Origin of the sequence: Corynebacterium sp. ACRPS (assembly GCF_022346005.1) — a bacterium.
GTDB lineage: Bacteria > Actinomycetota > Actinomycetes > Mycobacteriales > Mycobacteriaceae > Corynebacterium.
On the sequence record NZ_JAKRMY010000006.1, the window covers coordinates 45668 to 66741 of the forward strand.

Below are 21074 nucleotides of genomic sequence, written 5' to 3' on the forward strand. Positions count from 1 at the left end.
AAGATATCCATCACTTATACCTTCAAATTAATGAGACCTACCTAATCATTGTGGCGCCACGACCAGCTAACGCGCCGCACGTCCTCATCGGCACCGGCAAACTCCGCCGGTTCGCGGTCGATGCTGATAAAGAGGTATCTATCTGCAATCTGTTCGATGAGGCCGCCGCCCCATTCGGCGACGACGACGGCATCGGCAAGCTCGGTGTCCAAGTCCAAGGCATCCAGCTCCCCCAAGGGATCGCCGGAATTGGCCCCGCCCTCATCCAAGAGGCGGTACGCATCCACGTGCACCAAGTCCGGTCCCCCAACCCGGGAGCGGTGCACGCGGGCAATAACAAACGTGGGCGAGGTAATCCGGCCCTTGACCTGCATGCCCTGGGCTATGCCTTGGGTGAAGGTGGTTTTGCCCGCACCCAATGGGCCATCCAAGATGACGACATCGCCGGCTTCCAGCGCGGCGCCCAGTTCCTTGCCGCAGGCGTGGGTTTGTTCCACCGTTGCCAGATCGCGGGTTCCAGACTCCGGAAAATTACTGTGCATCGGCCCCTCCTATGTATTCGCGTTCGGTGCGGCCGGTGGGCCGGCACACCACTTCATAGTTGATGGTGCCCACGGCATCAGCAAGCTCGGTGGCAGACATGCCGCCCTGGCCAAAGATGGTGGCCTCATCACCGGAGGCAATGCCGTGTGGATTTTCTCCTAGATCCACCACAATTTGGTCCATGCACACCCGGCCTACCTGGGGATAGAGCCGCCCGCCGATGCCCACCTGAAGGTGGCCCTGGTACGCCCGCGGCAGGCCATCGGCATAGCCACAATCCACCGTGGCCAGGAAACCTGGCTTATCCGCGCTCCACGTGCGCCCGTAGCTGGTAGCTTCGCCCTTTTCGATGGGCTTGAGCCCGAAGACATTTCCGGACCAGGTCATTGCCGGACGCAGGCCATGGTCCCGCCCAGCGATGGGCTCGAGCCCGTAGCACGCGAGACCGACGCGCACCTGGTCAAAGTGCGCCGATGGGCGCGAGAGCGTGGCTGGTGAGTTGGCCAAATGATTGACCGGGCACTCCAGCCCAGCCGCGTGCGCCGCATCCAGGGCGCGCCGAAACTCTTCTTCCTGGGCGTCATTATGGGCGTTATCCGGATCGTCCGCGCAAGCAAAGTGGGACATGAGGCCTAGGACGGTGATATGCGGGGCATCCCGCAGCAGTGCAAAGACCTCATCCCAGTCCGCCTTATCCACCCCAGAGCGGTGCATTCCGGTTTCGACCTTGATATAGACCTCGGCGGGAATTTCCGCTTCCACCAGCTTCCGCGCCTGCGCCGGGGAATTGACCGCAATCTGGATGCCAGAGGCTAGGGCCTCTTCTAGCACCTGATCCGTCTGCCAGATCCATGCCGCGATGGGTGAGTCCACCCCCATGCGCCGCAGCCGCACTGCTTCTGTCAGCGTGGCGACGCCAATGGAATCCGCCCCTGCTTCCAGCATCACGGGCACGACCCTTTCTACCCCGTGCCCGTAAGCATCCGCCTTCACCACGCACATCAGCTTGACGTCCGGGCCGATCTTCTCCTTAATCAGCCGCACATTATGCGCGATGGCAGCAAGGTCAATTGTGGTTTTCAGCATGCCACTATTGTGCCACTTTCCACCCGCGCGCTGAATTTACTGCAGATATGCACAAGACCCCTCTCCCACCTGTGCAAAAAGGACGAGAAAGGGGTCAGAACCGCCGGAAGATTATTCCACGGTCACGGACTTGGCCAGGTTGCGCGGCTGGTCAACGTCATAGCCCTTGGACTTTGCCACGTGCGCGGCAAAGATCTGCAGAGGCACCGTAGCAAGGAGCGGCTGCATCAACGTCGGTGCCTTAGGCACGCGGATGACGTGGTTAGCGTAATCCTCTACCGCGGTATCGCCTTCTTCTGCGATCACGATGGTGATGGCACCGCGGGCGCGGATTTCCTGGATATTGGATACCACCTTGGAGTGCAGCGAATCGCGCCCGCGCGGGGAGGGGACGATGACAAAGACCGGCTGGCCCTCCTCAATCAGCGCGATCGGGCCGTGCTTGAGCTCGCCTGCGGCAAAGCCCTCTGCGTGCAGGTAGGCGATCTCCTTGAGCTTCAGCGCACCTTCAAGGGCAACCGGGAAGCCCACGTGGCGGCCCAAAAAGAGCACGGATTCCGCATCCTTCATGGAGTTAGCCAGGCCGGCTACCTGCTGTTCTTCATCGATGACGCTTTGTACCTTATCCGGCATATTGCGCAGCTCAGCAAGAACCCCCTGAATTTCATCAGAGAACATATTGCCGCGCAGCTGTGCCAGGTACAGGCCCAGCAGGTAGGTCGCGGTAATCTGCGCCAAGAAAGCCTTGGTTGAGGCCACCGCGATTTCGGGACCCGCGTGGGTGTAGAGCGCCGCATCGGATTCGCGCGGAATGGACGAGCCCTGCGTATTGCAGATGGCGATGACCTTCGCTCCCTGCTGGCGGGCGTGGCGCACGGCCATCAGGGTATCCATGGTCTCGCCGGACTGGGACAAGGCCACGACCAAGGTCTTCTCGTTGACGATCGGATCGCGGTAGCGGAACTCGTGGGCGAGCTCGACCTCGGTGGGGATGCGGCACCAGTGCTCGATGGCGTACCGCGCCACATGGCCGGCATAGGCCGCCGTGCCGCAGGCGATCACGATGATCTTATCGATGGACTTTAAGACCGATTCATCGATGCGCAAGTCATCCAAGGTCAGCTGGCCCTGCTCATCAAAGCGGCCCAACAGGGTATCGCGCACGGCGGCGGGCTGATCGTGGATTTCCTTTTCCATGAAGGAATCGAAACCGCCCTTTTCAGCGGCGGCCGCATCCCATTTGATCTCAAAGGACTTGCCCTCGGTGGGGTTGCCGTCGTAGTCAGTAATGACGACATCGTCAGCAGTGATGGTGACCACCTGGTCATTGTCCATTTCCACTGCGGACTTGGTGTAGTCAATAAAGCCCGAGACGTCAGAGCCCAAGAAGTTCTCGCCCTCGCCCAAGCCGATGACCAGGGGCGAATCGCGGCGGGCGGCAACGATGCGATCCGGCTGGTCAGCGTGAATGGCCAGCAGGGTAAACGCACCGTCGAGGCGCTGGGCGGTCAGCTGCATTGCCTTGGTGAGATCCCCTGCGGCGTCGTTGTGGAAAACATCACCAAGCAAGGCCGCGGCAACTTCGGTATCGGTTTCAGAAACGAAGTTATAGCCCTTGTTCAACAGCTCGGTGCGCAGCTCCGCGAAGTTTTCGATGATGCCGTTGTGCACCACGGCCAGCTTGCCGCCGTCAACGACGTGCGGGTGCGCATTGAGATCGGTCGGACCACCGTGGGTGGCCCAACGGGTGTGCCCGATTCCCAACACGGAATCCTTCAGCGGACGGGCTGCGATCTCATCATCCAAGGCAGCAACCTTGCCCGCCTTCTTCCGCCAGCTAATCTCCCCATCGGCGTACATCGCCACACCAGCGGAGTCATAGCCGCGGTATTCCAGTCTGTGCAGACCTTCCACGACTACATCCAGAGCGAAGTATTCGCGGTCACCGCTAGCGTGACCAACATATCCAACAATTCCACACATAAAAAGGAATCCTACCTCATTGGTCAACACGAACCGGGGGTTGGACCAAGGGCCTGTTATTTATGGCCGCATACTAATTCGGGCCGTTTATAGTTACTGAAAACTGGCCTGCACACCGCTAGTTTTCGCGCCCTCGGTGGGCAACCCTCCCGCGCCGCAACTGACCGAGTTGTGGGAGAAGAAGGGGCATCGGCAAGCAGCCGCGCCCCTTCCCTTCCGGACCGTTAGCGGGTAGCGCGCTCCAGCATCTCCAAGACGTGGTGATAATCCTCGCCGGTGGCGCGGGTCATGCCCAGCTCACACGTGCGGTTAGTAGAGGCGTGATACTGCGCGCCCAGCTCCGTGACCTGGGCGGCCTCAGCGCGGGTGGCGGACTCCGTGAGCTCCGGGTGGAGCATGCCGCGGTCGCCGGCATAACCACAGCAATTCCAGGCCGTGGGGATGTGCACCTCCGAGGCCGCGGCCCGGGCGACCTTTTCAACATCGCCCATCATGCCGAGCTGGAACGCCGAACAGGTTGGGTGAATCGTCATAGAATCCACCGGCTGGGTGGTCTCGAGGCGCGGTAGCAGCGTATCGGCAGTAAAGCTCAGCGCATCGATGACGGTAATGCCAATGGATTCCAGCATCTCCTGAAAGCCCGCGGTACAGCTGGAAGCATCCACGATCACGGGCAGGCGGGCGTTATCTGTGGCCTCCATGATGCTCTCGCGCACGCGCTGCTCCATGATGTCGTGGCCCTTGCGCATGCCCTTTGAGGACCATGGCGTTCCGCAGCAGAGCTTCTCGATGCCCCTGGGCACCTCCAGCGCGATCCCCGCCCTCTCCAAGACGGTAATGAAGGCCTCCGTGGCACCCATGCCCTCACCTTGCGGGGCGAACATGGAGTTTACGCAGGCTGGAAGATAGATTCCCGCGGTCTCTGCATAGCGATCTCCCACGCGCCCGGCCAAACGCTCGCGGGACTTGCCACCCTTGCCTAGCTCCGGCTGGTATCCGGGCACGGTATCGGGGCCGACGAGCGAGCGGGCCACATCGGTGACCTTCGTGACCAACTGCGCCGGCAACATGTGCGCGCCGGTGAGCGCCGTTGCGGCACCGCGGCTGGTGAACTGCCAATTCTTGGCGGCAGTAAACCAGACCTTTTCTTCGGCGGCCCCGGCATTCTCGTGGCGCAGCTTCTTGATGAATTTACCGGTATCAATGCCCACTGGGCAGGCGGTTAAACACATAGAATCCACGGCGCACGTATCGATGCCCATGTACTCATAAGCCTCATCGAGTTCTGCAACCAAGTGCGTATCGCCGCTTTCTTGCGCCCGCTGGCGGGCACGGCGCACCACGATGCGCTGGCGCGGGGTCAAGGTGAGGTCCCTCGACGGGCAGACCGGCTCGCAATAGCCGCACTCAACGCACGGGTCGATTTCCTCTTCCACCGTGGGGTTGAGCTTGATATTCGTAATGTGCGCATCGGGGTCATCGTCCAGAATCACACCCGGGTTCATCGTGCCAGCGGGATCGCAGGCGCGCTTGAGCAGCTGCATGACCTCGTAGAGCTCATCGCCGTACTGGCGGCGCACATACGGGGCCATGGCGCGGCCGGTGCCGTGTTCGGCCTTGAGGTTTCCCTCTGCCGAAAGCACCAAGTCCACCATTTCCTCATTGAAGTTGTTATAGCGACCAATGGCGCTATCGCCTTCGAAGCGGTCCGTTAGAAGGAAGTGGATATTGCCGTCTTTCGCGTGGCCGAAAATGACCGCATCGTCGTAAGAATAGCGGGTAAAAAGCTCCTGCAAGGAGGAACAAGTATCGGCCAAATCGCCCACCGGCACCACAACGTCTTCCAATAGCGCCGTGGTTCCGGAGGGCCTCGCTTCTGCCACCTGGGCATACAGGCCCTTGCGGAAGTTCCACGCGGCGGTGCGGGTGGGAATATCGGCAGAAAATTCCGCCGGTGATTGCAGGTCCAATTCGCGCAATAGGGACGAGCCCTTGTGTTCTTTTTCCCGCAGCTCTTCTTTGTCATCGGATTGGTACTCGATGAGCAGCGCGGCCTGCGAATCCACATCGAAGCCGGTAATGGCCTGCGGGACCTTATCGAATCCTTGGCCCACGCGAATGGAGGCAGAATCCATCAGCTCCAGGGTGGCGGCACCGGTATCCACCAGGGAAGGTAACGCCTTCGTAGCGGCGGAGAGATCGTTAAAGACCGCCACAGTGGTCGTCGTGAGGGCTGAGATGTGCACGGTGCGAAAGACCGCTTCCGCGATAAACGCCAAGGTTCCTTCGGAGCCAACCAAGAGGTGTTCAAAGAGCTTGACGGGGCTATCAAAATCCAGGAAGGAATTAAGCCCGTAGCCCATCGTATTTTTCAGCTTGAAGTGGCGGCGGATGATATCTACTGATTCCTGGTTATCGCGCACGCGGCGCTGCAGGCGGGTCAGCGTATCCACCAGCTCGGGTTCTTGTGCTTGGAATTGCCGGTCCGCATCCGCGTCCGCGGTATTGATCACCGTGCCGGAAGGCAAGACAAAGGTCAGCGATTCCAAGGTGTTATAGGTATTGAACTCGGTGCCGCAGGCCATGCCGGAGGAATTATTCGCCACCACGCCGCCGATGGTGCAGGCCGCCTCGCTCGCCGGGTCCGGGCCGAGCTTGCGGTTGCGCAGCCCCAAAAGCGCATTGACTTGGCGCACGGTCGCCCCTGGCTGCACGCGTACCCGCTTGCCGTCATCGAGGACTTCTATGCCCCGGAAATGCTTGCGCACATCCACTAAGTAACCCTCGCCGGAGGCCTGACCTGCCAGGGAGGTACCGCCCGAGCGCAAGGTCACCGGAATACCTTGCTGCCGCCCCGCCTTGAAAATGGCGGCCACGTGTTCTGCCGAACGCGCTTCAATAACGGCCTTCGGGGTGTAGAGGTAGTGCGAGGCATCGGAGGCATAGGCCACTCGGTCGATGATGCCGGTCTTTACCTCCGGTCCATCCTGCGGAAACAATTGGTCGATCGTGAGGGTGCCGGTAGTCATATGCGGCGACCTGCCTTCCCAGAGAAGCATAGAAAATGTTACCTAGTGCACATTTTCGCCTGGTTTCTCGACAGTGCGCAAGTAAGGCAACCCATAGAACTTCGGTGCCGCGCACCCCTTTTGGCCTCCCCGAATCCCCCGCATGTGCCACTCGCCACCCCTTGCCACCAGCACGGGGTGATCTTCATCTATCCTAGAATGCGTGTCTGCGAATTTGAAGAAACACTTAGGAACGTTATCGAAGCGTGGCCGCAACCGCGTGCTGGTTGGCGACCTCGATTATGCGGGTATTACCGGCAAAGTTTATACCCCTGCGGAAGGCCAAGGCCTGCCCGCCGTCGCCTTTGGCCACGATTGGATGCACAAAATCAAGGATTACCACGCCACGCTGCGCCACCTCGCCAGCTGGGGCATCGTCGTGGTCGCCCCCAATTCTGAGACCGGCATGTTCCCCGATCACCGCAACCTGTCTGCAGACATGGAATCTGCGTTGCAGATCGCCGCTGGGGTGAAGCTGGGCACCGGCAATATCACCGTATCGCCGGGCAAGCTCGGCATGGTAGGCCACGGCATGGGCGGCGGCACCGCGGTACTGGGCGCGGTCGATAACCCGAAGGTCAAGGCCGTCGCCGCGATTTATCCCGCCGTGACCGCCCCGTCCGCCGTCGAGGCCGCCCGCAGCCTCGATACGCCGGGCCTAGTCATTGGCTCTGGGCGTGATGACATTTTCAATGCCGGAAACCCCGCCAAGCTGGCCTATAACTGGCGCGGCCAGGTGGCCTATCGGGCCATCGATAAGGGCACGCAGGCCGGTTTTAGCGAAGATCGCTTCCGCAAATTGGCTATCGGTTCCGGCGCCTTCCAATCCGGCCCCACCGAAATCGCCCGCGGCCTCGTCACCGGTTTCTTGCTCTCCACCCTCGCCGGCGAGTCCGCCTATGACGGCTTTGCGGATCCTGAGGCGAGCGCGAAGAAGGTAGAAAGCTTTATCGGCGATGACCTAGCCGAGCGCGCCGGCGTTGCCCTCGATGACTAAAAGCTAATCCGCTGAACTAGGCCTATCCACGTCGCAGCACAGATTTCACCTGCCCCGATGCGTTATTGACACGCGTTGGGGCAGCACTATTTCGGCGCCACGTTCCAGCAGCTGCTTGCCGATGCCCCACCGCATCACCGTCTCTTCCCCCACGCTGCTCATTTTTGGCCTGCTGTACGGCCTTGGCCGTGGACTTTTCTAGCTCGTCTTGGGCCTTCGCCAGGCTTTTTTCAAATTCCAACATGCGTCGCGCGGTGCGCTCGCGAAACCCCTGCGCGAATTCTGCAAAATCGTTATTCATTACCACTGCCCTGCCTTTCGTGCAGTCACGGATGGTTCATCTGAGCTTGGCTCTGGTGCAGGCTCGGGGGCCGGAGCAGGTGCCGGTGGCTGTTCAGGTTCCGGTGCTGGTGCGGGCTCAGGTTGAAGCTGCGGCTCTGGCGCAGGTGCACCAGCTCCAGCGGCTTCTGCTGCCTGCAGGTGCTGTACCTTTTCTGGAGGCGGGGCCGGTTCTTCCACCTGGGAAAGCTCCGGAGGTGGCTCAATTGTTCCTTCTTCCGGGCACAGTTCAGGCGCGGGCTCGGGTTCCGGTTCTGGTTCTGGCTCAGGGCAAGGTTCTGGTTCAGGCTCCGGTGCGGGCTCGGGTTCCGGTTCAGGCGCAGGTTCCGGTTCCGGTTCCGGCTCTGGGCAATCTGCATCGGCGATATTTTCCAGGCACTCCGCAGCGCCCTCAATGATGAGGCCTACACCTACCAAAGCGATTCCTGCACCGACGATTCCCAAGCTGCCGCTGCAGGAGGACTCGATGTCACAGGCCGCATCATCTTCCACGGCAGCCGGTGTTGTTGCTTCTTCTTCGCATTCAGAATCTTCCGGCACAGGCTCAGGTACTGGGTCCTGTTCAGGCTGCAGTGCGGGCTGTTCCGGTTGTTCTGGTGGGCAGTCTTGTGGTTTGGGTTCCGGCTCAGGATCCGGTTCCGCGTGCGCCGGGGTGGTCGTGGACTCGTTCTGTCGAGGCGGCTCGTTTACGAAACCGCGGCACTGTTGGCACTGGCACCCGGAAGGGTGCTGCTCAGGTGCGGGTTCAGGAGCCGGCTTCGGAGCCGGTCCTGGTTTCGGCTCCGGTTGCGGCTCGGGAGCTGGTTTCGGCTCGGGTGAGGGTTGTGGTTGCGGTGCCGGTTTCGGATCTGGCTTCGGCTCTGGGGTCGGCTCTGGCATCGGTTCCGGATTGGGCGGGCACTCAGCGGTGGATGCGGGTTGCGTCGGCTGCGCTGGCTGTGGCGGGGTGGAGTCGGCGCCGCCTCCGCCATCGGGCATCGGGCGCGTGGGAGCTGGCGTATCTGGGCACTTTTCCACTGGCGGTGGGCAAGAATCCTCCTCGGCCTCTGCCGGCTCGGGGCATTCCTCAGGAAGAGGCCGCTCGCAGACGCATTCGCAGCGGGATTCAAACTCGTCGTAACAGGATTCAATGGCATCATCGCGGTCCCGGCACGTGCTGGCGATGGAGTCATTGGTGTCATCGATGATCTTCGCACCAATGGTGGAGACGATGGGAATAATGAACTTGGCCAGCGGGTGCCTGGTGGCCACCATGGACAAGATATTGAGCAGCGGGATGACCGCGGAAATCAGCTCGGTGAGTGCGGTGTCGGAGGTATCGACGACATCGGAAATAGCGCCCGAGCATTGCTTGGCAGAGTCAGTAAGCTGCTTGCTTTCATCGCGGTGGATATCAAAGTCTTTTTGAATGCCGGTCAGGTGCTCGCGCAAGGTGCCGTTTGCAAAATCGGAGTCGTCAGTGCGCAGGAAATCCGCAAGCCCCTTTCCACCACCGTGCGGAAGATTGCCGCCCACCGCGGAAATGGTATGGCGCAGAATGTTTTGTGGGGCGATTCCATCTACCGCGCTGATGAGCTCACTCAGAAGCCCCAAGGGCATGCTGGGGCCGGAGTAATTTCCCAGGCATGCCAATTGGAACTGCGAAATGGCGGCGGAATAATCCCCTAAAAGCGATTTAGTCAGCGCACTCATTAGTCCACTGCCTTTCCGCTTTCTCCTGCAAAGGAGCGGCTAAAGCCGGCATCGTACGTGGCGAATGCGCGCATCTGATCGTGTGCTGCCTGGCCTGTGGCAGAGATATTGTCTAAGCGCCACGTTCCATTGTCATGAATGCGCGCGAGGATGCTTCGTATGCGCTCGCCGTGGCCGGAAAAATTCCGCCCAGCCGCGGCAACGGGAAAGTCTGGAACATCGGCGCGGTGGGCTTGGCGCTGTTCATCGTTGGCGCTTATAGCTTGTTGTAGTGCGGACATCGCCTCTGCGGGGCGAAGAAAAACCTCAGACATCGGTATAAATCCCCAAATCCATATGCGGTAAGTGTGCTCACTTTCATTGGACTGGGGTTTATACCAAATGGTTCCCGGTACTTCTTATTTTCCTGCCTATACCGAGGCGACGACGGCAGAAAGCCTACCAGCTACCTTGCGGGCGTGTTCTTCTTCGGCCGCTTCTACCATGACGCGGAACAGCTCTTCGGTACCAGAGGGGCGAAGCAGGACGCGGCCGGTTTCCCCGAGCTCTTCTTCTGCCTCCACGATGGCCTGCTTGACCTCGGCAGAATCCATGATCGCGGCCTTATTGGACACCGGAACGTTGATGAGCACCTGCGGCAATACGGTCATCACGGAGGCCAATTCCTTCAGGCTCTTTCCGGACTTGGCCATACGCGCCATGATGGAAAGACCGGTGAGGGTGCCATCGCCGGTAGTGGAGTCATCGGGAAGCACGACGTGCCCGGATTGCTCGCCGCCCAAGGAGAAATCGCCGCGGTGGAGCTCTTCGAGCACATAACGATCGCCCACCGCCGCGTGGCGGACCTCAATGCCTTGCTCCTCCATGGCAAGCGTCAGGCCCAAATTGGACATGACCGTGGCCACGAGCGTGTTAAAGCGCAGGTCATTGTCTTCCTTCATCCCTACCGCGAGCAAGGCCATGATCTGATCGCCATCAACCACGTTGCCTTCGGCATCGACGGCGAGGCAGCGGTCCGCATCGCCATCGTGGGCAAGACCCAAATCGGCACCATGCTCGAGCACCGCTGCCTGGGCTTTTTCGATATGGGTAGAGCCACAATTTTCGTTGATATTAAAGGCATTTGGCCGGTGGTAAATCGGGATGACCTCAGCGCCTGCTGCTTCATAGGCGCTCGGAGCAACCTTCGAGGCCGCGCCATTGGCCGTATCCACAACCACCTTGATGCCGCTCAAGTCAGTGGAGACGACCTCCTTCAGGTGCGCTAGATAGCGCTCACGCCCATCGGGCGCCTCCGAGATAATGCGGCCCAGCTTGGTGCCCGTCGGGCCCTCCTCAACGAGGTTATCCATAGCGGCCTGAATCTTATCTTCCACACTATCCGGCAGCTTCTTGCCGCCAGCGGAGAAGAACTTAATGCCGTTATCTGGCATCGGGTTATGGGAGGCAGAGATCATCACGCCGAGATCCGCACCATAATCATCCGTCAAAAAGGCGATAGCTGGGGTAGGAAGCACACCCACGCGCACAACGTCCACGCCGCGCGACGCCAAGCCGGCGGCGATGGCGGCATCGAGCATCTCGCCCGATACGCGGGGGTCACGGCCGATGATTGCCAATGGGCGGCGCTCATAAGACTCGCGCTGCGCAGTAAAGACCTCCGCCGCCGCTTGTCCCAGCGTCAAGGCCAAAATGGGAGTCAGCTTTTTATTCGCGAGGCCGCGAACTCCATCGGTTCCAAATAGTCGAGTCATGAAAACAATTATGCCCTGTAAGTCCCACCCGTTGCATGTTTGGGGCATCGACAAGCGAGCTAATTAGGTAACCAACATCACGAAAAATGTCCTTGTGATGAAAAGCAAAATTTGCTTAAAGTAGTACTTTTTGGCATTTATATGAAATTATTAGCTAGGTTATACTTCACTCTTTTGCCTTAGAGAGGATCAACGATGAACGAACCTAGATCTTCAGGTGACAAGTCACCTGAAACTACCTCGCAGAAGGCACGGTCAGCCATTGCGAAAGCCGCTTCTGGGGAACGCGCTATTCATCCAGCCCTCATTCCCGGAGTAAGTGTCGAAAACACCCGCGCCGATTTTAAGACCAATAAAACGGTCTTTGCGGTGGCGTTGGCATCAACCTTTGCCGTTATCCTGTGGGCCATCATCGCCCCAGATAATCTGGCTAGCACAGGAAGTACCATGCGGGCGTGGGTCGTCCAAAACTTTGGATGGCTATTTACGATCATCATGATTGCCACCACGGCATTCCTGCTGACGATCGCTATCGCCCCAACCGGCAAAATTAAGCTCGGCGCCGATGATTCCAAGCCCGATTTCTCCCGCAACGCATGGATCGCCATGCTCTTTGCCGCTGGTATGGGAATCGGCCTGGTCTTCTACGGCCCGATGGAGCCGCTTGCCCTATTCTTGACTCCCCCGCCGTATCTTTCCGGCGTCGAATCCGGCAGCCAGGAGGCCATCCTTCCGGCCTTTGCCCAAGCAGTACTTCACCACGCTACGTTGCCGTGGATGATCTTTGCACTGGTGGGCGGCGCGCTTGCCTATGCCGCTTATCGACGCGGCCGTATCCCGCTTATTTCCTCGCTCTTTGAACCCCTCATTACGGATTCGAATAACCGGGTATTTGGAAAGATCGTCGATATCTTCGCGGTTTTGGTCACCCTCTTCGGCACGGCTACCTCCCTGGGTATCGGTGCGCTGCAGATCCGCACGGGTACCTCGATCCTTACCGGCAAGCCTTTAGAGGGCAACGGAATCATGGTGGTGATCATTACGATCCTCACCATCCTTTTCATTCTTTCCGCGATGTCCGGCATCAAGCGCGGCATCCGCATCCTGTCCAATATCAACATGGGCTTGGTCATCGGCCTCGCGGTCTTCGTTCTCATCACTGGGCCGACGCTCTACATCCTGGATCTGATTCCCGCCTCCCTGCTGCAGTTTTTCAAGCACTTCGAAGACATGATGTCCCTGTCCGCCTCCCAGGGTGAACCAGAAAAGGAATTCGTCACCGCATGGACCATGCTGTACTGGGCGTGGTGGATTTCTTGGTCGCCCTTCGTCGGTATGTTTATTGCGAAGATTTCCCGCGGGCGCACCATTCGCGAATTCGTCTTCGTCATCATGCTCGTGCCTACCACCCTGTCGCTTTTCTGGTACGTCATCTTTGGTGCCACGGCTATCAAGACTCACCTGGATGGAGACGGAATCGAGATTGAAGGTTCCGGCGAGAATGTGATGTTCGATCTCATGAGATCGCTGCCGCTATCTAGCATCACCACGGTCATCGTCCTCCTCGCTGTGGTCGTCTTCTTCAATACGGCTGCTGACTCCGCTACCAACGTCATGGGCTCCATGTCCCAATCAGGCCGACCAATTCCCTCGACGTCGATTTCCGTTATTTGGGGCGTTGCCCTAGGTGGCATTTCCTTGTCCCTGCTGCTCATCGCCGGCAAGGATGCCCTGAGCGGCCTGCAGTCCATCATGGTCTCCAGTTCGCTGCCGTTTACCTTCATCCTCATCGGCATCATGGTGGCGTGGGGCAAGGACTTGGCACGCGACCCTGCAATACTGCGCAGGAAATACGCCCATGCCGCCATTGAGCGCGGCACCCACTTGGGCCTCCAAGAACACAACGGTGACTTCGTATTCAGCTCTTCCGCCGTTCCAGAAGCCCACGGTGCCGGGGCAGAAATTGAAAACGATGACCCGTACCTCCACGAGTGGTACACCATCAACGCATCGGATGAATACCTCGCAGAGCAGGCAGCCCTCCGCGAAGAGCGCCGCGCCGAGCTCAAGAACTTTGCAAAGAAGAAAACCGAGGACAAGGCCGCAGAAGACGATGAGTAATCTCTCCGCCTAACCGGACCTCTCCCCTAGGCCCTAGGCCCTCGGTCCCTAGCCCGTCTCCATCGCACTGCGCATTAGCGCTTCCCGCGATGAGAGGCGGGCTTTTCTCTGTTCCTACAGTCCGTGGTGCGCTGCGGCGTGAGGGCGCTTCATCGCGCCCTCGACTGAGCGCTTATGCCTCACGCACGGCTAAGCCTCAAGAGGCTGGCCAAGCGGGGTTTGGCCGGCCCAATCGGAGGGGCATCGGCAAGAGCGATAAAACGACAAAGCCGCCGCCTCCCAGAATGGGGAAGCAGCGGCAGTGTACGGCGCTTGCGCGCGCAGTAGAAGCGAGATTAACGCTTGGAGTACTGCGGTGCGCGACGTGCCTTGTGCAGACCAGCCTTCTTACGCTCAACTGCACGAGCGTCACGGGTGAGCAAACCAGCCTTCTTCAAGGTGGAGCGATCAGCCGGGTTGTAGATGTTGAGCGCACGAGCGATAGCCAGGCGCAGGGCGCCGGACTGACCGGTCGGGCCACCACCGTTAACGGTGACCTTCAGGTCAAACTGGTTCTCGCGGTCCAGCAGGGTCAGCGGGGTGAGGATGTCCTGCTGGTGCAGCTTGTTCGGGAAGTACTCAGCGAACTCGCGGCCGTTGACCACGATCTGGCCGGAGCCAGCAACGAGGCGAACGCGAGCGACGGCGCGCTTACGGCGACCGACGGTCTGAATTGGGCCCTCGTGAACCGGAGCAGCGGCCTCAACCTCTGCCTCGGTCTCAGGGTTGGCGCTAGCCAACGAATCACCGATGGTGTTGGTGAACTCTTCGGTAGCGGCGCTTGCTGCAGCGATGTCAGCAGCCTCGGCTACATTGTTGTCGATGTTCTGCTCAGCCATTACTGTGCCACCTGCTTAAACTCGAAGGTTTCCGGCTTCTGACCGGCGTACGGGTGCTCATCGCCTACGAAGACGTGCAGCTTCTTGATGGAAGCGCGGGAGAGCTTGTTGTGCGGCATCATGCCGGCAACAGATTCTTCGATAACGCGGACCGGGTTGGCGTCCAAAGACTGACCCAGGGTCATGGACTTCAGACCGCCCGGGTAACCGGAGTGGCGGTAGCGCAATTCGCGGTCGCGCTTGTTGGAAGAAACGTGAATCTTGTCAGCGTTGATGATGATGACGTGGTCACCGGTGTCAACGTTGGGTGCGAACTGTGGCTTGTGCTTGCCGCGCAGCAGGTCTGCCACGGTGGAAGCAAGCTTGCCCAGCACCACGTCAGTAGCATCGATGACGTACCACTTGCGGGTGATGTCACCGCTCTTTGGGTGGAAAGTAGACAAAATGACTCCTTGAAAGTCTGTCTCGGAACTGCCGGCCAGCGCTAAGCATCCATTCGCTTCCCAACAGCGGCCGGTGGAGACCTGCGGGAAGCGCTTCGCCAGCTGCTTGCCGACGAGCGAACACATAGGGCTACAACTTTAGCCGCTACCGGAGTAAAAGACCAAAACGCCGAAACCGGCACCTTCCAGGAAGAAAAGGTACCGGTAAAAGAGGTTCTATGTGGCAGTTTGTGTAAGTGGCGCGGTAGGGGACGGCGGCTGCGTTCGCCTCCTGCCAGATGGATACGGGCACGGGCACCGCCCGACTCCCCTACTGCGCTTTAAAGAAGCAGGCTAGATAGATGCTGCCAAGGGTGCGTTAGCCCCAGCTAGCGGCGGCGCGGCGGTTGACATCGCTCATGGCGTCATTGCCCTGGGACACGGTCTTGGAGATGGTTGCCAGCACGGTATTGAGTTCCTGCGCTGCCTTATCCCACTTGGCCTGGGCCTGGTTATAGGCCACTGCGGATTCACCTTCCCAGGTGCTCACCATGGGCTGCAGGCGGGATTTGAGGTCGGCCAAGGTGCTGTTGATGCGGCCGGAGGTGGCGTTGATATCGGCTGCGGCAGAAGAGATGGCGCCGAATTGGTACTTGATCTCGGACATGTCGAAAATGCTTCCTTTCGAATTTGCTGGTGGAGGTGACTGGGTTACAGGGCGAGGCCGCCGCCAACATTGGAGAAGGCCTGGGTGTTTTCGGCTTCGACGTTGTCGAAGTTGTGGGCATTGCTGCGAATGTTTTCAGAAATCGAGGTCAATGCCTCGCGCAGTTGCTGCGCGGAGGTGTTGTAGCGCTGCATCAAGTTATCGAATGAAACCTGCGCCTGGCCGGCCCAGCTGCCGCGGACAGAATCAACGACACCCTGCAGACGGGTGAGCTCGCCTTGGACCTCGTCATTGGTGTTATCGACGCGGCCGGCGGTGGAGACCATGACATCGGCTTGTGTCTTAAAAGTCTGAGACATAACAGTGCGCCCCTCCTTAGGGCGGGAAGAGATGTTGAGTGTGATTTCCCCCGAAAAAGCTTCTGTGCTTTCTCACCGTTATTGGACTGTGCTCAGACCCATTTGGTTCCCGGGATGTTAAAAACTTTTCTGTTTATTTCTTGCTCAGGGATTCGGTGGCCATCCGGCACGCGGCTTTTTGCACGGCATTAGCGTTATGCCGGGTATGGCACCCCACCGACATGTGGTGGCCGGTATCTTCCCATATGGTCCATTCCACTACGGAGCCATCGCCGGGGTCTTCTACATAGTGCAAACGCCCCGCGTCCTCAGATACATCGCGCAGTTCTGGATCCTTATCCACCTGGGCTTTGATTTCATCAAAGAGCGCCCTGGCTGGAACGTTGAAAAGCGAGTCCGCCGCTAAGAGAATCCTTAGATCAGGGTCTTCTCCTGTAGCGGTCACCAGGCCTTCCTCCACAGTGGCCTGAAATCCGGTGGGAAGGACGACGGACAGCCCTTCGATATCAAGGCGCTTTTCGCCTGGGTTGAGCTCGCCATCACCGCCCGCGTCGCCAGCCGCGTCCGCGTTGTCATCGCTGCCACCACCAGATTCGTCCGTCGGCACGGAATCGGCGGCGCTCGCAGCGGTGGCACTTCCAGCGGTGGTGACCGCCTCGCCGTCTTCCTCATCATTGGACGCATTCGCGCCCATGGCCCACCACGAGGCGCCGACGACGGCGAGGATCACCACGACGATCGCGACGTGGAACATGTCGATGGCACCTATCCAGCCGCGCAGCTTATCGGCCCACCGGGTGCCCGTTCCTCTCTCCTTTCCTGCTCGCTTTCCAGTTCCGGTTCCGGTTCCGGTTCCGGTGCCAGTCTCGGTTTCCATTCCCGATTCCGCGCGTTCCATGGATATATCCATCTGGGCTGTGGGCGCGGATTCTGAAGCGTCTGCAAGAGCCGCCGAAGCCGATGCAGGCACTGTTTCCTGCGCCCCTGCCTCGCCCGCAACCGATTCAGCCTCTCGTACTGGAGTTGATTCCGGTGCGGGCGTTGCGTCCTGCTGCCGCACGCGGGCGCCAGCTACATCGAGTTGTCGGGTCAGGATGGTGACGGCCTCGCGGGAGACGGCGGTGCCAGAGGGATCCGCGATGACGGATACGTCCACGTCCGGCCAGGCGGATCCAGCGATCTTCGCAATCTGGTCCATGACGTGGCCTAAGGCCTTGCCTTCTACGATGCCTGTTCCGGCGAGATCGTAGCGGTACACGGTTTCTGGGCCTTCAAAGATGGTGGCCGCATCCATGACGGTCACCGTAATCGTTGCCGTTGGTGCGGAGATAGGCGTTTCTGTAGACATTTATTCTTCTCCTTCCCCGTAAACCACCTGGGCGATTCCCAAGTTTTCGCCGCGGATGCTCCATTGCCCGCGCCCAGGCGGCTGGTGGCTGGGCTTGAGCCCGAAGATGGTGCCTTCATCGCGGTCGGCATCGAAAAGCAGGAATGCGGGTTGCAGGTCGCGCACCGCGGAAAAGAACTGACCGAACAGCGCCCGGCCGATGCCGCCGGATTTTCGGGCGATGACCATGTGCAAGCCGATGTCCCGCGCGTGCGGCAAGAGATCGATCAAGGGCGCGAGGGCGATATCGCTGACCAAGTCCGCATCATCTACCACCACGTAAATATCCGGGCCCGCCCACCAATCGCGGGCGGCGAGCTGCTCTGGGGTGATATCCGGTCCCGGCAAGCGTTGTTCCAGCGTGCGAACGGTATTGACGATTTCCTCCTGCGCACTGGATTGCGTTGCGGCATAGGCCGCCACCATGTCCTGATCCAGCGTGCCCAGATGGGCGCGGCGCTGATCGATGACCACCAGTCGCGCCGCCTCGCGCGGAAGGCGGCTAATCCCGCGCATGACCTGCGCCAAGAAGTTGGACTTGCCGCAGCCTTGGGCGCCGATGGCAACCAGGTGTGGTTCGCGCTCCGGATTCCAGGCCAAGGTGGAAAGGTCGCGCCCGCCGATGCCCCACGGGATGCCGCCAGTGGGGGCTTCGCCATGGGCAGCCAGCGCCTCTGGGGTCAGGACCGCGGGCAACATCTTCAGCTGCGGGGCGGGAACGGCGTTAGCATGCACGCGGCAGATATGGGCAATATCTTGATTCGAGGTGTGCGCGAGCAGCATATTTTCGCCGGCCTGTGTCAGCCCCCTGCCCGGAGCGCTGGGCAGTTTTTGCTGCAGCTTGCGGTCAATAAGCGAATCGAGCGCCTCACCTAAGCGCAGCTCGAGGCGGTTTGCGATGAGATCCCTAATCGCCGGGCGCATCGTGGTCCACCGGGAGGTGGCGATGACGACGTGTACGTTGGCGGAGGCGCCGTCCGCAACGATATCCGTGATGGATTCGGCTATATCCTCAAACTCCGCATTGGATGGGCCGATGTGGTGCCAGCCATCGATAATCAAGAAGGTCTCGCGCGATTCCGGCCGGCGAATAAACCCGGCAACCTCATCGACGATGCGGCGGATCTTTTCGCCTTCTTCGCGCCCGGCTACCCCGGCAACGTGCGGTAGCCGGTCGAGGGCGGCTAGCTGCCCACCGCCCAAGTCGATGACATAAAAACGGATATCTTCCGGCCGCCGGTTGAGTGCTAGGGAGGAGACTATCGTGCGCAGCGCGCCCGACTTGCCGGATTGCGGTCCCCCGCACAGGGCAAGGTGGCCGCCGTGCTTGTGAAAGTCGATGACCAATTGGTCTTGGCGCTGGTAGTAAGGCCTATCGATGACCCCAATCGGCGCGGATAGTTGCCCTGCGGTGGAACCCGCATTCTCCATATCGAGGGACGAAAGCTCGATGACCGGCGGCAGCGGTGGCAGCCAGATGCGGTGGGCCTCCTGGCCCCGCGCGGCGGCCTCCTCACCGGCGGCGCGAACCACCTCGGTAAGAACCGATGTGGATTCATCCATGACCACCGAGGGCGAATTCTGTGCAGCGGCATCGTCCTGCGCCCAGCCTGTAAAAAGCTCCACCCGGCGCGGCGGCCCTGCAGGGTTGCCATCTTGGTCCGTGGCCGCGTGCGTCCCCGTGCCAGGTGCAGCCCGGCGCGCGAGCGGCCCTGATACGTAGGAGGCCTGAAACCGAGTGAGATCCTCGGCATCGGATTTGAGGTAGCCGGCGCCGGGTTGGCCGGGAAGGTGGTAGGCATCGGTGACGCCAAGGACCTGGCGGGATTCGGCGGAGGAAAAGGTTTTCAGGCCGATTCTGTAGGACAAGTGGGAGTCCAGCCCCCGCAAGCGCCCTTCCTCAAGCCTTTGGGAGGCCAAAAGCAGGTGCACGTGGAGGCTGCGCCCCAAGCGCCCCACGGCAACGAAGAGCTCGGCGAAATCCGGGTGCTGGCCCAAGAGCTCGGAAAATTCGTCCACGACGATGACCAGCGCCGGCAAGGGGCCGTAGTCCCGCACGGCATCCGCAGAGGCGTTGTACTCGCCCACATTGGCAAAGTTTCCCGCGGTGCGCAGGAGCTCTTGGCGGCGATTCATCTCCCCGGAAATGGCGTCATACATGCGCTCTACCAGGGTGGATTCTTCTTCAAGATTAGTAATGACCGCGGAGGTATGCGGCAGGCGGTCACAGCCTAGGAAGGTCGCACCACCCTTGAAGTCCACCAACACCAGGTTGAGTTCATCCGGGCTATGCGTGGCAGCAAGCGCGGTGACAAGAGTACGCAGGAGCTCAGATTTACCGCTGCCCGTCGCCCCGATGCACAGGCCGTGCGGCCCCATTCCGCCGTGCGCGGATTCTTTGAGATCCACGGTCACCGGCTGCCCGATTGAATCGATGCCAATGGGCACCATGAGCCGCGAGGCGCCATCGCGCCCGTGCCACATGCCGCTAGCTGCCAACTCATCCACGCCGCTGTAACCAAGCAGCCCCAGCAAATCATTGCCCCGGCGCCCAGAGGTGCTATCGGGGCGGCGAAAGACCGCCATCCGGCGGGCCATAATCGTGGCCGAGGCAGTACCTAAACTATCGGGTGTACCCAGTTCTTCCACGCCCGCGGCCGTGACCGCCTGCAGGGTATCCGCCGCGACGAGGCACAGGCCTTCTTGTTCCGCGCGCAGGCTCAACGCAGACGACGGCGCACCATCTACCTCAATGACGGTGGTATAAGAATCGCCGTGGAAGAAGTCTTCGGTGCCGGTGGTCAGGAGGGCATCGACAAGCACAATGCGAAACCGCGCCTTGTCCGGCTCCCGGGTGTGCGGCAGCCATTTCAGCCACTCCCAATCGCCGCCGATGGCCTCGATCCCGATGGTCTCGGGGCCGTGCGCCAGGGCTAGTTGCATGACGAGGGCGCGCACCGTATCGCGGGCATTATTGCCGGTAAAGGATAAAAACCTAAAGGCCTGCAATTGGATCACCACCGGCATATCGGGCACGGTGCCCACCGCCTTGATGGCCTGGCGCATGCTCACCGCACAGACCGGGTCCAGGTCCTCGGTCGCACCAGAATCAGGCACGTTGATGGGCGTGCACAACGTGGTGGGCCCAGTGCCCACGCGCACCTCCAAGGCATCCGGATCATCAGGCCCGCGCTCCCACATGCGCCGCGATCCCACCAGCGGTTCCAACCCCGCCGGATCCGGGTGCCGATACAGCTCGTGTGCGCGCTGCGCACCGGCATTATCCAGGGCCTTTTCCCGCAGCGCCTTAATGTGGCGCAAGTAAGTCCGCCGGGTTTCATCCGGGTCCTGCCCGCTATTGTGCGGCCCAAACATCATGGCCATGCTGGCCAGCATCATCAGCGGAAACATCAAGGATACCGGGCTGATATGCCGCGAATCGCCCGCGCCCAGCACCATCAACGCCACCATGCCCAGCATGGCGGCGATCATCACGATGGGCAGCAGCAGGCGCACCAGCAGCACCGGCTGTGGGCGCACCGCTTCCGGAACTTCCTCTGCCTCGATGGTGCCGGTGGGAAGCGGCGGTGGCGCGTCCCGAAGCGGCATGGACAATGGCTCCACGATGTGGGTTTCCCCGATCCCAAGCATGGGTAAAATCCTCCCCCGATCCACACGCTTAGCGCTCTTGGCCCCCTGCCAAGATTCCCCGCGCTGCGGTGGACACGACGCCACCAGTAAGCCACAATATGTGGCATTGGGCAAGGGGGACGCCCAC

The 21074-nt window shown here is 60.4% G+C and carries 16 protein-coding genes; 2 read left to right on the forward strand and 14 right to left on the reverse strand.

Annotated features, from left to right (window positions below; translation table 11 throughout):
• Positions 1 to 41 precede the first annotated feature (41 nt).
• From tsaE to MHX65_RS04765, 4 genes are all read right to left on the reverse strand, one after another.
• Positions 42 to 542: a tRNA (adenosine(37)-N6)-threonylcarbamoyltransferase complex ATPase subunit type 1 TsaE gene (gene tsaE, locus MHX65_RS04750; protein WP_239269063.1), complete on the reverse strand. Its 501-nt coding sequence runs from the start codon at positions 540 to 542 to the stop codon at positions 42 to 44.
• Positions 532 to 1629 (reverse strand): alanine racemase, encoded by a 1098-nt coding sequence (gene alr, locus MHX65_RS04755; RefSeq protein ID WP_239269065.1) that lies wholly within the window; start codon positions 1627 to 1629, stop codon positions 532 to 534. The genes tsaE and alr overlap by 11 nt, the downstream gene beginning before the upstream one ends.
• Positions 1630 to 1740: 111 nt before the next feature.
• Complete coding sequence (glmS, locus tag MHX65_RS04760; protein WP_005277153.1) at positions 1741 to 3612, reverse strand: glutamine--fructose-6-phosphate transaminase (isomerizing); 1872 nt, start codon at positions 3610 to 3612, stop codon at positions 1741 to 1743.
• A 224-nt stretch (positions 3613 to 3836) separates the two neighbouring features.
• The gene (locus MHX65_RS04765; protein ID WP_239269066.1) at positions 3837 to 6641 is read right to left on the reverse strand and encodes an FAD-binding and (Fe-S)-binding domain-containing protein; all 2805 of its coding nucleotides are present in this window, start codon (positions 6639 to 6641) and stop codon (positions 3837 to 3839) included.
• Positions 6642 to 6843: 202 nt separating this feature from the next.
• Here MHX65_RS04765 and MHX65_RS04770 point away from each other — a divergent pair, with 202 nt between their 5' ends.
• Positions 6844 to 7677: a dienelactone hydrolase family protein gene (locus MHX65_RS04770; RefSeq protein ID WP_239269068.1), complete on the forward strand. Its 834-nt coding sequence runs from the start codon at positions 6844 to 6846 to the stop codon at positions 7675 to 7677.
• A 22-nt stretch (positions 7678 to 7699) separates the two neighbouring features.
• On the opposite strand, the gene MHX65_RS04775 is transcribed toward MHX65_RS04770, so the two are convergent.
• The 4 genes from MHX65_RS04775 to glmM form a co-directional block, all read right to left on the reverse strand.
• A complete protein-coding gene (locus MHX65_RS04775) occupies positions 7700 to 7978 on the reverse strand; it encodes a hypothetical protein (protein ID WP_023016768.1) in 279 nt (92 codons plus the stop codon).
• Complete coding sequence (locus tag MHX65_RS11570) at positions 7978 to 9708, reverse strand: hypothetical protein (protein ID WP_284771935.1); 1731 nt, start codon at positions 9706 to 9708, stop codon at positions 7978 to 7980. The genes MHX65_RS04775 and MHX65_RS11570 overlap by 1 nt, the downstream gene beginning before the upstream one ends.
• On the reverse strand, positions 9708 to 10022 hold the full coding sequence (locus MHX65_RS04785) for a hypothetical protein (protein WP_034653448.1): 315 nt from the start codon (positions 10020 to 10022) through the stop codon (positions 9708 to 9710). The genes MHX65_RS11570 and MHX65_RS04785 overlap by 1 nt, the downstream gene beginning before the upstream one ends.
• A gap of 96 nt (positions 10023 to 10118) precedes the next feature.
• Complete coding sequence (gene glmM, locus MHX65_RS04790) at positions 10119 to 11462, reverse strand: phosphoglucosamine mutase (RefSeq protein ID WP_005277129.1); 1344 nt, start codon at positions 11460 to 11462, stop codon at positions 10119 to 10121.
• A gap of 195 nt (positions 11463 to 11657) precedes the next feature.
• On the opposite strand from glmM, the gene MHX65_RS04795 reads away from it, so the two are divergent.
• Positions 11658 to 13583, forward strand: a complete 1926-nt coding sequence (locus MHX65_RS04795) for a BCCT family transporter (protein WP_239269070.1) — start codon at positions 11658 to 11660, stop codon at positions 13581 to 13583.
• A 335-nt stretch (positions 13584 to 13918) separates the two neighbouring features.
• Here MHX65_RS04795 and rpsI read toward each other — a convergent pair whose 3' ends face one another.
• From rpsI to eccCa, 6 genes are all read right to left on the reverse strand, one after another.
• Positions 13919 to 14461, reverse strand: coding sequence for a 30S ribosomal protein S9 (gene rpsI, locus MHX65_RS04800; protein WP_005281349.1), 543 nt, complete (start codon positions 14459 to 14461; stop codon positions 13919 to 13921).
• On the reverse strand, positions 14461 to 14904 hold the full coding sequence (rplM, locus tag MHX65_RS04805) for a 50S ribosomal protein L13 (protein WP_239269129.1): 444 nt from the start codon (positions 14902 to 14904) through the stop codon (positions 14461 to 14463). The genes rpsI and rplM overlap by 1 nt, the downstream gene beginning before the upstream one ends.
• Positions 14905 to 15262: 358 nt before the next feature.
• Positions 15263 to 15550, reverse strand: coding sequence for a WXG100 family type VII secretion target (locus tag MHX65_RS04810; RefSeq protein ID WP_005277116.1), 288 nt, complete (start codon positions 15548 to 15550; stop codon positions 15263 to 15265).
• Between the two features lie 44 nt (positions 15551 to 15594).
• Positions 15595 to 15909, reverse strand: coding sequence for a WXG100 family type VII secretion target (locus MHX65_RS04815; RefSeq protein WP_005277114.1), 315 nt, complete (start codon positions 15907 to 15909; stop codon positions 15595 to 15597).
• Between the two features lie 133 nt (positions 15910 to 16042).
• The gene (locus MHX65_RS04820; protein WP_239269072.1) at positions 16043 to 17257 is read right to left on the reverse strand and encodes a type VII secretion-associated protein; all 1215 of its coding nucleotides are present in this window, start codon (positions 17255 to 17257) and stop codon (positions 16043 to 16045) included.
• Positions 17258 to 20947: a type VII secretion protein EccCa gene (gene eccCa / locus MHX65_RS04825; protein ID WP_239269074.1), complete on the reverse strand. Its 3690-nt coding sequence runs from the start codon at positions 20945 to 20947 to the stop codon at positions 17258 to 17260.
• Positions 20948 to 21074: the final 127 nt, after the last annotated feature.